Source organism: Butyrivibrio sp. AE2015 (assembly GCF_000420825.1).
In the GTDB taxonomy this organism is placed as follows: domain Bacteria; phylum Bacillota; class Clostridia; order Lachnospirales; family Lachnospiraceae; genus Butyrivibrio.
On the sequence record NZ_ATVR01000017.1, the window covers coordinates 35,928 to 48,440 of the forward strand.

The following is a 12,513-nucleotide window of genomic DNA, read 5'->3' on the forward strand; positions in this document are numbered from 1 at the left end:
CTTGAAATAATATATAGAAGCGGCGTACATCATGTGTATGCCGCTTCTTTGTGATTTGTGGGCGGGCCTTGTATCGTGTATAATGGCGTAAGTGAGGTAAAAAACTGATGATATTTGTGATGACGATTGTGGCTATGCTGCTTTTAAGTGCCTGCATAGCTGATAGATATAAAGTTAGTGTTGGCGATGGAATAGCCCTTTCCGGCTCGGTGACAATTCTGCTTCTTTACGTTCTTGCTTTTTTCAGGGGCATGAAGCTGATTGGGGTAATCGGACTTGTATTTGTTGTGGTGATATTTAGGTTAAAGAAATATGTACTTGACCCGCTTTTGGTTATGTTTGTGGTGGGGGTGGCTGCGGTTACCCTTCTTACGGGGCAGCAGGTATTTTCCTGGTGGGATGATATTAATTTCTGGTCATCTGATGCCAAACAGCTTTTTTATATGAATGGATTTCCGGGAAAATATGGAAATGTCTCTCCTGAATTTGGGGATTATCCACCTGTTACGTCCATATTTAAATGGCTCTTTTTACAGATGAGTTCTGATAGCTATAATGAAAGCCTCCAATTTGCAGGATATTTTGCACTGAACCTGACTTTTCTTATGCCGCTGGCAGGCAGGCTGAAAAAGTGGACAGAGGATGGATGTGCTTGCAGGGGGGCAAAAAAGGCTGCTTTTCTGCTGGTCTGTTTTGCTGCGGTGGTTCTTTTGCCCGGGGTATTTAATGGGATAATATATTACGGAACACCTGCTGATATAACCATGGGAATTGTGTACGGGGCCCTTCTTCTTGCTATTTACGAACAGGAAATGGTTGATGAAAACTTTTACTATATCAGGATTGCACTATATTCGGCAGTTCTTTTTCTGACTAAGTCTGTTGGCGTAGAGTGGGCGATATTTGCATTTCTCTTTTACCTGATAACCAGGAAAAAAAGCTGGAAAATACTGATAACCGGTGCTGTTTCAGGTGGATTTTATGTAAGCTGGCTGCTGTTCTGTCTTATCAACAGAAGAGTTGCAAAGCTTACCGGAGCGGGGCTTCGTATGGCAACATCCGGAACCTACACTGCGCCACAGAACACAATGGAAAAGGCAAGGTACTTTATTGAGGGATTTTGGACTATGCCTATGCATGCGGATTCAAATCTTACATTTGATATCTCTACAGGCGTTGCAGTCCTGACTCTTTCGGCATTTCTTTTTGCTTTAATGAAATGTGGAATCTTTGAGAAGAAAGAGGCAAAGAAAATTGCGATCTTCCTTGGAATATCCGGACTTTTATGCTACGGGATCATATTCCTTGCTCATATTTCTATATTTCAGACAGAAGATCAGTACCTGGATGCTTATGCCATGGCAGTTTCTATCGCAAGGTACGCATGCCCCTTTGCTCTTGGAGGTTTCTATCTTTTAATAGGGGCTTTTTGTGACAGGAGTGGTAAGATACCGCAAAAGAGTGGAATGAGGATTGGAATCGCATTTCTTTTGTTTGTTCTTTTGACTGCTGATTATACGGGCGTTTACAAGCATTTGCTTGGTTATAGAAAAAGTGTAGAGGAAAACATAAATTATTGTTATGATATGGTTGGTGATGAAGGCAGGATTTTGGTGGATAAAGTTGCCCAAAATAAGAGCCTTTGGGGAAAACGAGTTCTCGTCATGCGAGATGGCCATACATACACATGGGTTCATGACACTTATATAAGTAAAGAGGCTTCGCCTGTGGCCCTAGTCTATGACGGCTATCTGGCTGAACAGGAGAGCTCTGCGGACATGGCGGGCAAGATAGTAACAAACCATGCTTCATATTTATATGTGGAAGATGCGGATGGAAGGGCAGCAGATCTTTTTTCTCCTCTGATGAAGGATGGAGAAGAGTTTGCTCCATGCACCGTTTATAAAATTGAAATAAGTGAAGAGGGAGTTGTTCTTACTTCAATATGAATATACCGATAATTATTCCGGCTTACGAACCGGATGAGAAGCTGATAAAGCTGGTGGATGAATTAAATAGTGCTTCAGTAGGCCCTATTGTTGTTGTAAATGATGGCTCGGATAAAGAAAGATTTGGCCACATTTTTGACAGTGTTAAAAAGAGTGGGGCCATTGTCCTTGAGCATGCGGTCAATATGGGAAAGGGCAGAGCGCTTAAGACTGCCTTTAATTATTGCCTGAATAAATACGAGAATCTGGCAGGGGTAATCACGGCTGATTCCGATGGACAGCACACGGTTTTGGATATTAAAAAGTGTATGGAAGCTCTTTTGGCTGATCCTAAGGCTCTTGTACTGGGCGTGAGAAATTTTGATGAAAGCGGAATACCTGCAAGGTCCGTATTTGGAAACAAGGTTACACGCAGGATAATGAAGTTGCTTGTGGGATTGTCCATAAGTGATACTCAGACCGGGCTCAGGGGAATCGGACCTTCCTTTATGAAATATCTTTTGACTGAGGATGGAGAGCGCTTTGAGTTTGAGACTAATATGCTGATAGCTACAAAAGATCAGGGAGTACCTATTATTGAGGTGCCCATCAGCACTATATATTTAGAAGAAAATAAATCCAGCCACTTTAATCCCATAGTGGATTCGATCAGGATTTATGCCATATTCCTGAAGTTTTTGTTTTCTTCTTTGTCATCAAGCGTTGTTGACATGGTGATGTTCAGTATATTCTGTGCCATATTCAGAAACGTTCCGATGGCAATCGGATATATCATGCTCTCAACGATCCTGGCCAGAGTTATTTCTGCGATCTACAATTTTGCTATTAACTATGGCATTGTGTTCAAGGGAAAGGGAAACAAATTTAAAGCTGCGGTCAAATATTTTGTGCTGGCAGTTTGCATTATGCTCTTTAGTGGCTTCTTTGTAACGATAGGACATGGATTGTTTGGCGGCGTGCCGGAAATAGTTGTGAAGGTGCCTGTTGACTGCGTCTTGTTTTTGCTTAGCTTCATCGTTCAGAGAGAAATTGTTTATAAATAAAAAAGTCATTGACTAAGATTAGTTACTATGATATATTAGACAAGCGACTAAAGATTTACGTCTTTTTTTTATGCAAAAAAATGATGATAAAAGGCGCAAAGTTAAGATAATTAGAACACACCGGAGGTGAGATTATGCGTACAAGAATTACATTAGCATGTACAGATTGCAAGAATCGTAACTATGACACAACAAAGGATAAGAAGACACATCCTGATCGTGTTGAGATGAAGAAGTACTGCCCATTCTGCAAGAAGCATACATTACACAAGGAAACAAAGTAATTTCATTCCTTATTAGGAGGGAGACTACGGGTATGGAAGAGACCAAGGTAGTAGATAACAAGTCTGAGCAGACTAAGAGCTCTTCTGCCAAGAAAAACAAGAAATCAAAAAACGGACTTCTTGGAAAGATCGGTGCAGTGATCACTAAGATTGGTGATTTCTTTACTGGGGTTAAGGCGGAGTTTGGTAAGATCATTTGGCCAACTAAGGATGATGTGATCAAACAGACAACAGCAGTTGTTGTTGTATCAATCATTTGTTGTGCTCTTATCGCTGTATTGGACTATGCGTTTGAATATGGTATGAATTTCATAACATCTATATTCTAATTTAAAGGAGATAATATGTCAGAAGAAATGGAAAAGTCTTTTGAATCTGATGAGCAGTTAGAAAATGCAGAAGCTCCTGTTAATGAGGAGGCTGAAGCACCTGTTGCAGAGTCTGTCAACGAGAATGCTCATTGGTATGTTGTTCATACATATTCAGGATATGAGAACAAAGTAAAGGCCAATCTTGAGAGCGCTATTGTTAATAGACATCTTGAGAATCAGATTTTTGAGGTTAGAGTTCCTCTGCAGGATGTTGTTGAAGTTAAGAACGGTGTGCGCAAGAATGTGCAGAGAAAAATGTTCCCTGGCTATGTTCTTGTCAACATGGATATGAATGACGAAACTTGGTACGTAGTTCGTAATACACGTGGAGTTACAGGTTTCGTTGGACCGGGAAGCAAACCAGTTCCGCTTACAGATGCAGAGATTAAACCTCTCGGAATCAAGACTGATACAATTTCTGTTGATTTCTCAGTTGGTGATGAAATCGCTGTTGTTGCCGGTGTTTGGAAAGACACTGCCGGTGTTGTTCAGAGAATGGACTTTGGTAAACAGACAGCTACAATCAATGTTGATCTGTTTGGCCGTGAGACTCCGGTTGAGATCAGCTTCGCAGAAGTTAGAAAGATTGATTCATAATAGTTTAGGTATTCGATGCGTGAGCATTTGAATATATAGCAATCACAGATTGCACGTAACCGCTGAGTGGGAGCAAAACCCATCGAGCGTATTCCGCTCGATGTTGGTTTTGCCCCTGCGATAGGTTCCAGCCGAGGTTTTCTCGAGGCTGTTGAACCGAACCGCTGGGAGCAAGACCATTGTGGGGATTGCGTCCGACCACATATTTTCAGGAGGTGCCATTATGGCAAAGAAAGTCGAAGGATACATTAAGTTACAGATCCAGGCTGGTAAAGCAACACCAGCACCACCAGTTGGACCAGCACTTGGTCAGCATGGTGTAAACATCGTTGAATTCACAAAGCAGTTCAACGCACAGACAGCAGATAAGGGTGACGTTATCATCCCTGTTGTTATCACAGTTTATGCAGACAGAAGTTTCACATTCATCACAAAGACTCCACCTGCTGCAGTTCTTCTTAAGAAGGCAGCTAAGATCCAGAAGGGTTCAGGAGTTCCTAACAAGACTAAGGTTGCAAAGATTTCTAAGGAAGAAATTAGAAAGATTGCAGAGACAAAGATGCCTGACCTCAATGCTGTTGACATCGATGGTGCTATGAGCATGATCGCTGGTACAGCACGTAGTATGGGAATCGTAGTAGAAGACTGATGGAGGATGAGAGATGAAACACGGAAAGAAATACGTTGAAGCTGCTAAGCTTATTGATAAGACACAGCAGTATGAAGCCGCTGATGCAATAGCTCTTGTTAAGAAGTCAGCTACTGCAAAATTTGATGAGACTGTAGAAGTTCACATCAGAACAGGTTGTGACAGCCGTCATGCTGATCAGCAGATCAGAGGCGCAGTTGTTCTTCCTAACGGAACAGGTAAGACTGTTAAAGTTCTTGTATTCGCTAAGGGCACAAAGCTTGACGAGGCTCAGGCTGCAGGTGCAGATTTCGTTGGCGGTGAGGAACTTATTCCAAAGATCCAGAACGAAGGATGGCTTGACTTTGATGTTGTAGTTGCAACACCTGACATGATGGGCGTTGTAGGACGTCTTGGTAAAGTTCTCGGACCTAAGGGTCTTATGCCAAACCCTAAGGCTGGTACAGTTACTATGGATGTTACAAAGGCTGTTAACGATATCAAGGCTGGTAAGATTGAGTACAGACTTGACAAGGCTAACATCATCCACGTTCCAGTTGGAAAAGCTTCTTTCTCAGAGGAGCAGCTTGAACAGAACTTTAACGCACTTATGGATGCTATCTCAAAGGCTAAGCCTTCATCTGTAAAGGGTCAGTACCTCAAGAGCATTACTCTTGCTACAACAATGGGACCTGGCGTAAAGGTTGTATCAAACAAGTATTAATTTGCATAAATGCAAATATGAAGCGAATCGCATTGCGATTCGCTTCTTTTTATATTCAGAATTGAGCAGGGTAGTCTGCTTGATTATGGAATATTAGAAAACCACAATATATTGTGGTATTATAAAATAATGAGACATGAATATGATTACGATAAAAACGCAAATGGAACTTCTGCTATAAGGATTTTTTTATTAACCCTGTCGATCATACTTATAGTTGGAATTCCTTCTTTGTTTGTCATAAAGAGACTTAGTGAACATGATGAGGTCGGAGAAGTAAAGCTTGCAAGCGGATGGGAAAAAATACCTGAAGCAGGAGTTGTTGAAAACGTTGTGGTATCCGAAGGTGAGCAGGCGGAAGAAGAATTGATTATTCCTGAGGAAGATAAAGCATACACTCATGTAATTGAGACTTCATCTGACGATTCTGTTACTATTGGCTTTGCCGGGGATATTCTGTTTGATGACAATTATGCGGTAGGCAATGCTTTTAAGAATGCGGGCATTTCTGCTGATGGAGTTGTGGGTCAGAGCCTTCTTGAAAAAATGAGAGCTGCTGATATCATGATGGTCAACAATGAATTTCCATATTCCAATGGGGGAACTCCTACTGAAGGAAAAATGTATACCTTTAGAGCCAGACCAGAAACAGCTTCAATTCTTAATGAGATGGGAGTTGATATTGTTGGCCTTGCAAACAATCATGCCTATGATTATGGAGAACAGGCTCTTCTTGATACAATGGATACGCTTGACAGTGTAGGCGTTACTTATGCAGGAGCGGGTAACAACATAGAAGAAGCATCTCACCCTGTGTATTACATTACAAGTAGTGGAATGAGGATCGCTATCATATGCGCAACTCAGATAGAAAGACTTGATAATCCTGATACAAAAGGGGCTACGGAGTCTAGTCCTGGTGTTTTCAGATGCCTTAATGATTCTCTTTTACTTGAAAAAGTCAGAGAGGCAAGAGAAAAGAATGCTTATGTTATTGTTTTTATTCATTGGGGAACAGAGAGTACTTCTGAAATAGATTATCTTCAGGTGGATCAGGCAAAAGAGATCGTTGATGCCGGAGCCAATCTTATAGTTGGGGCTCATCCACATGTTCTTCAGAAAATTGATTATGTGAATGGTGTTCCTGTTATATACAGCCTTGGTAACTACATATTTAATTCCAAGACACAGGATACTGGAATGATCCTGACAACTCTTCATAATGATGGTGTTGTAAATATCCGGTTTGTGCCGGCTGTTCAGAGCGGCTGTTCGGTATATGAGCCGTCTGATGAAGAGAAACTTAGGATACTTAATGAAATGGCCGGAATGTCTCCGGGGATAACTCTTGATACAAATGGATATATATCTATGAGGTGAGCGTTTATGATATAAATAGATATGTACATGTGATGATCAATCCTGACATAACTTAGAATGTTCATAAGATAGTTGCAATTGAAATAATAAACAAAAAATAGTAGAAAAGTGTTGACAGGAATATTTGAGTATGTTATTTTATTAAGGTCGTCGAAAAAGACGATAATATATGCCGAAGACAGTAGGTGTTCTTTTGAACATAATGAGCAATCGCCTACCGAGGAAAAGTTAAAACATGACTTTTTACCTCTCGATGTCTTCGAGAGGTTTTTTTCGGCGGTTAATTCTATAAGGAGGTAAAAAGATGGCAAAGGTTGAATTAAAAAAGCCTGTAGTTGAAGAAATTTCAGAGAAGATTAAAGACGCTCAGGCTGTCGTACTTGTAGATCACCGCGGACTTACTGTTGCACAGGATACTGAGCTTCGTAAGAAACTTCGTGCAGAAGGCGTAACATATAAGGTTTACAAGAACACGATGATGAACTTCGCATTCCAGGGAACAGATTTCGAGCAGCTTAAGGATCTCCTTAATGGTCCTAGCGCTATGGCTGTATCTGCAACAGATCCAGCAGCTCCAGCTCGTGTTCTTTATGAGTTTGCTAAGACTGCTAAGGCTCTCGAGATTAAAGGTGGTGTTATAGAAGGTAAGTTCTATGATGCAGCAGCAATGACAGAAATTGCTACTATCCCTTCAAGAGATGTCCTTCTTTCAAGATTGCTTGGCTCTATGCAGTCACCTATTACAAACTTCGCTCGCGTTATCAAACAGATCGCAGAGAAGGATGGCGAAGGCGCTACAGAGGAAGCTCCAGCTGAGGAAGCTGCAGCACCTGCAGAGGCAGAAGCTCCTGCAGCAGAGGCACCAGCAGCAGAGTAATTTGCTTGCACCATGTGCTTAGAAAATGAAAACAAATAATTTTTAATTATACTATACGGAGGTATATAAAATGGCAAAGTTATCTACAGCAGAAATTATTGATGCTATCAAAGAGTTAACAGTTCTTGAGTTAAATGATCTCGTAAAGGCTTGCGAGGAAGAGTTCGGCGTATCTGCAGCAGCAGGCGTTGTAGTTGCAGCAGCTCCTGGAGCAGCAGCAGCTGGTGAAGAGAAGACAGAGTTCAACGTAGAGCTTACAGAAGTTGGTCCTAACAAGGTTAAGGTTATCAAGGTTGTTCGTGAGCTTACAGGTCTTGGTCTTAAGGAAGCAAAGGAACTCGTTGATGGAGCTCCTAAGATGATCAAAGAGAACGCTTCTAAGGCAGAAGCTGATGACATCAAGGCTAAGGTTGAGGCTGAAGGCGCTAAGGTTACTCTTAAGTAATCCTTCGATCTTCGAATTTTATCAGAAAAACATAATGGGCGGTTTACACAAGGCAACTTGTGTAAGCCGTTTTTTCTTTCGCTTGATTTAATTTATATGATGAGTTTTTTCTGGCATTTTTCTCACATATATGTTTTAAAGAAAATGCTTGACACAAATTTTCATTCGATGTATTATGGATAATGCACTATTGTGGTGTGGTGGGCTTTTTTGCGCGCTTTTTTAAAGTGCTCTAAAATGCCTCTTTTCCACTACTAAAAAATAAGAACGGGGTGAATGTCAATGGAAAAAAACAGATTACATCCTACCGGCTCTGGTAAAAATATTCGTATGAGTTTCCAGCGCCAGAAGGAAGTCCTGGAGATGCCAAACCTTATTGAAGTTCAGAAGAACTCCTACCAATGGTTTCTTGACGAAGGCTTAAAAGAAGTCTTTGACGATATCTCTCCAATTGAAGATTACAGTGGTAAGCTTAGTCTTGAATTTGTTGATTTCAAACTTTGTGAAGATGAAATTGATAAGAATAAGAATACTATTGAGAAATGTAAAGAGAGAGACGCTACTTTTGCAGCGCCATTAAAGGTTAAGGTTCGTCTTCATAATAAGGAAAAAGATGAGATTACCGAACATGAGATTTTCATGGGCGATCTTCCTCTTATGACTGCAACTGGTACCTTTGTTATCAATGGAGCTGAGAGAGTTATTGTCAGCCAGTTGGTTCGTTCACCCGGTATCTATTACGATATTACATACGATAAGATTGGTAAAGAGCTTATTGCATGTACAGTCATCCCTAACAGAGGAGCATGGCTTGAGTATGAGACAGACTCTAATGATGTGTTCTATGCAAGAGTAGACAGAACAAGAAAAGTTCCTGTTACTGTTCTTATCAGAGCACTTGGTATTGGATCTAATGAAGAGATTCTTGAACTCTTTGGTGATGAGCCTAAGATTCAGGGAAGTTTCTCAAAGGATTCTTCTACTGATTATCAGAGTGGTCTTCTTGAATTGTATAGAAAGATTCGTCCTGGTGAGCCTCTTTCTGTTGAAAGCGCAGAGAGTCTTATTAATGCTATGTTCTTCGATCCTAGAAGATATGATCTTGCTAAGGTTGGTAGATACAAGTTTAATAAGAAACTTCACTTTAAGAATCGTATCAGTGGACATGTTCTTGCAGAGGATGTTGTTGATGAGACAACAGGTGAGATGATTGCATCAGCCGGAACAAAGGTTGATCGCGCTCTTGCTACAGAGATCCAGAACAGCGCTATTCCTTATGTGCTCATTCAGTCAGAAGAGCGCAATGTTAAGGTGCTTTCAAATATGATGGTTGACATCACTCACTTTATCGAGTGCGATCCTGAACAGCTCGGTATTAACGAGGATGTTTATTATCCTGTTCTTAAGGAAATTCTTGACGAGTACACAGCTAAGAATGATCCTGAAGGACTTGCTGAGACTATTAAGAAGCGTGTTCATGAGCTTATTCCTAAGCACATTACAAGAGAAGATATCATCGCTTCTATTAACTATAATATTCATCTTGAGTATGGAATCGGTAACGATGACGATATCGACCACCTTGGTAACAGACGTATCCGTTGCGTAGGTGAACTTTTACAGAATCAGTATCGTATCGGATTATCAAGACTTGAGAGAGTAGTTCGTGAGAGAATGACTACTCATGACACAGAGGAAGTTTCTCCTCAGTCACTGATCAACATTAAACCTGTACAGGCTGCTGTTAAAGAGTTCTTTGGTTCTTCACAGCTTTCACAGTTTATGGATCAGAACAACCCATTGGGTGAACTTACACATAAGAGACGTCTTTCAGCCCTTGGTCCTGGTGGACTTTCAAGAGACAGAGCCGGATTCGAGGTTCGAGACGTACACTATACACACTATGGCCGTATGTGTCCTATCGAGACACCTGAAGGACCTAACATCGGTCTTATTAACTCACTTGCTAGTTATGCAAGAGTAAATGATTATGGATTTGTAGAGGCTCCATACCGTAAGGTTGATCAGTCTGATCCTGCTAACCCAAGGGTTACAGATGAGGTTGAGTACCTTACAGCTGATGAAGAGGATAATTACCATGTAGCTCAGGCTAATACTCCTCTTGATGAGAATGGATACTTCAAGAAGAACACAGTTTCTGGTCGTTACAGAGAAGAGACTTCTTCATATCCTAAGACATCATTTGAGTACATGGACGTATCTCCTAGAATGGTATTTTCAGTTGCTACAGCACTTATCCCATTCCTTGAGAACGACGATGCTAACCGTGCGCTGATGGGATCAAACATGCAGCGTCAGGCGGTGCCACTTTTAACAACAGAAGCTCCTGCTGTAGGTACAGGTATGGAACGTAAGGCAGCTGTAGACTCTGGTGTCTGCGTAGTTGCAAGAAAAGCCGGAACTGTAGATTTTGTAGACAGCAAGCTTATTCAGATGACATATGATGATGGTGAGAAGGAAGAATTCCATCTTATTAAGTTCCAGAGATCTAACCAGAGTAACTGCTACAACCAGAGACCTATAGTCTTCAAGGGTGATCATGTAGAAGCTGGTCAGGTTATCGCAGATGGTCCTTCAACATACCAGGGAGAACTTGGCCTTGGTAAGAACCCTCTTATCGGTTTCATGACATGGGAAGGTTACAACTACGAGGACGCTGTTCTTCTTTCAGAGAGACTTGTTCGTGACGATGTTTATACATCTGTTCATATTGAAGAATATGAGGCGGAAGCTCGTGAGACAAAGCTTGGACCAGAAGAGATCACACGTGATGTACCTGGTGTAGGTGATGATGCACTTAAGGATCTTGATGATCGCGGAATTATCCGTATCGGTGCTGAGGTTCGTGCCGGTGATATCCTTGTTGGTAAGGTTACACCTAAGGGAGAAACAGAGCTTACAGCTGAAGAGAGACTCCTTAGAGCTATCTTCGGTGAGAAGGCTAGAGAGGTTCGTGATACTTCTCTTAAGGTTCCTCACGGCGAGTATGGTATCGTTGTTGATGCTAAGGTATTCACAAGAGACAATGGCGATGAACTTTCACCTGGAGTAAATCAGGCAGTTCGTATCTATATCGCTCAGAAGAGAAAAATCTCTGTTGGTGATAAGATGGCTGGTCGTCATGGTAACAAGGGTGTCGTTTCTCGTGTACTTCCTATAGAAGATATGCCATATCTTCCAAATGGTAGACCACTTGATATCGTGCTTAACCCTCTGGGCGTGCCTTCTCGTATGAACATTGGACAGGTCCTTGAGATTCACCTTTCTCTTGCAGCTAAGGCTCTTGGATTTAACATTGCTACACCTATCTTTGATGGTGCTAACGAGATTGATATCCAGGATACCCTTGAAATGGCTAACGATTACGTTAACAATTCATGGGAAGATTTTGAAAAGAAATATAAAGATCTTGTTCATCCGGAGATTATGGATTATCTCTATGAGAACAGAGATCACAGAGAACTTTGGAAGGGCGTTCCGATCAGATCAGATGGAAAGGTACAGCTCCGCGATGGTAGAACAGGTCAGAAGTTCGACTCACCTACAACTATCGGACACATGCATTACCTCAAACTCCATCACCTGGTTGATGATAAGATCCACGCTCGTTCAACTGGTCCTTACTCACTTGTTACACAGCAGCCTCTGGGTGGTAAAGCTCAGTTCGGTGGACAGCGTTTCGGTGAGATGGAGGTTTGGGCACTTGAGGCTTATGGTGCTGCTTACACTCTTCAGGAAATCCTTACAGTTAAGTCTGATGACGTTGTAGGACGTGTTAAGACTTATGAGGCAATCATCAAGGGTGATAACATACCTGAACCTGGTGTTCCAGAAAGTTTCAAGGTTCTTCTCAAAGAGCTTCAGTCACTTGGTCTTGATATTAAAGTGCTTCGTGAAGACAATACAGAAGTTGAAATTATGGAAAGCGTTGATTATACAGATTCTGATTATCGTTATGAGATTGAAGGCGATAATGCAGGTCGTGATTATGGTCAGGAATCATTTGAAGCGAATGGATTCTCACAGGGTCAGCTCAATGAAGATGGCGATATTGTAGCTGAAGAGAGTTCAAATGATGATTTTGAAGCAGAGGAAAACTTCGACGATTTCGAAGAGTAATCTGATTAAAAGTAATTGTGACTGTTAATTAGCGTTTAACATAAAGAAAAGAGGTTACGAATGTCTGATTCAACC

At 41.4% G+C, this 12,513-nt stretch carries 11 protein-coding genes and 1 other annotated feature; all 11 genes read left to right on the plus strand.

What is annotated here, in order from left to right; translation table 11 throughout:
- Positions 1-107: 107 nt before the first annotated feature.
- The 11 genes from G585_RS0109715 to rpoB all read left to right on the plus strand — a co-directional run bounded on the left by G585_RS0109715 (position 108) and on the right by rpoB (position 12,438).
- Complete coding sequence (locus G585_RS0109715; RefSeq protein ID WP_022774662.1) at positions 108-1,949, plus strand: hypothetical protein; 1,842 nt, start codon at positions 108-110, stop codon at positions 1,947-1,949.
- Complete coding sequence (locus tag G585_RS0109720) at positions 1,946-2,992, plus strand: glycosyltransferase (protein ID WP_022774664.1); 1,047 nt, start codon at positions 1,946-1,948, stop codon at positions 2,990-2,992. Before G585_RS0109715 ends, G585_RS0109720 begins: the two co-directional genes overlap by 4 nt.
- Positions 2,993-3,126: 134 nt before the next feature.
- The gene (gene rpmG / locus G585_RS0109725; RefSeq protein ID WP_013281689.1) at positions 3,127-3,276 is read left to right on the plus strand and encodes a 50S ribosomal protein L33; all 150 of its coding nucleotides are present in this window, start codon (positions 3,127-3,129) and stop codon (positions 3,274-3,276) included.
- 32 nt (positions 3,277-3,308) lie between these two features.
- A complete protein-coding gene (secE, locus tag G585_RS0109730; protein WP_022774665.1) occupies positions 3,309-3,605 on the plus strand; it encodes a preprotein translocase subunit SecE in 297 nt (98 codons plus the stop codon).
- Positions 3,606-3,620: 15 nt separating this feature from the next.
- Positions 3,621-4,244: a transcription termination/antitermination protein NusG gene (nusG, locus tag G585_RS0109735; protein ID WP_022774667.1), complete on the plus strand. Its 624-nt coding sequence runs from the start codon at positions 3,621-3,623 to the stop codon at positions 4,242-4,244.
- A gap of 223 nt (positions 4,245-4,467) precedes the next feature.
- On the plus strand, positions 4,468-4,893 hold the full coding sequence (rplK, locus tag G585_RS0109740; protein WP_022774668.1) for a 50S ribosomal protein L11: 426 nt from the start codon (positions 4,468-4,470) through the stop codon (positions 4,891-4,893).
- Between the two features lie 13 nt (positions 4,894-4,906).
- Entirely contained in the window at positions 4,907-5,596 is a 690-nt protein-coding gene (gene rplA / locus G585_RS0109745) for a 50S ribosomal protein L1 (protein WP_022774670.1), read from the plus strand.
- Between the two features lie 129 nt (positions 5,597-5,725).
- The gene (locus G585_RS17745; protein ID WP_022774671.1) at positions 5,726-6,976 is read left to right on the plus strand and encodes a CapA family protein; all 1,251 of its coding nucleotides are present in this window, start codon (positions 5,726-5,728) and stop codon (positions 6,974-6,976) included.
- A gap of 154 nt (positions 6,977-7,130) precedes the next feature.
- Positions 7,131-7,260: a sequence feature (ribosomal protein L10 leader region), on the plus strand.
- A 20-nt stretch (positions 7,261-7,280) separates the two neighbouring features.
- Complete coding sequence (gene rplJ / locus G585_RS17750) at positions 7,281-7,853, plus strand: 50S ribosomal protein L10 (protein WP_022774673.1); 573 nt, start codon at positions 7,281-7,283, stop codon at positions 7,851-7,853.
- A gap of 70 nt (positions 7,854-7,923) precedes the next feature.
- Positions 7,924-8,298, plus strand: coding sequence for a 50S ribosomal protein L7/L12 (gene rplL / locus G585_RS0109760; RefSeq protein WP_022774674.1), 375 nt, complete (start codon positions 7,924-7,926; stop codon positions 8,296-8,298).
- A gap of 282 nt (positions 8,299-8,580) precedes the next feature.
- Positions 8,581-12,438, plus strand: coding sequence for a DNA-directed RNA polymerase subunit beta (rpoB, locus tag G585_RS0109765; RefSeq protein WP_022774676.1), 3,858 nt, complete (start codon positions 8,581-8,583; stop codon positions 12,436-12,438).
- Positions 12,439-12,513 lie beyond the last annotated feature (75 nt).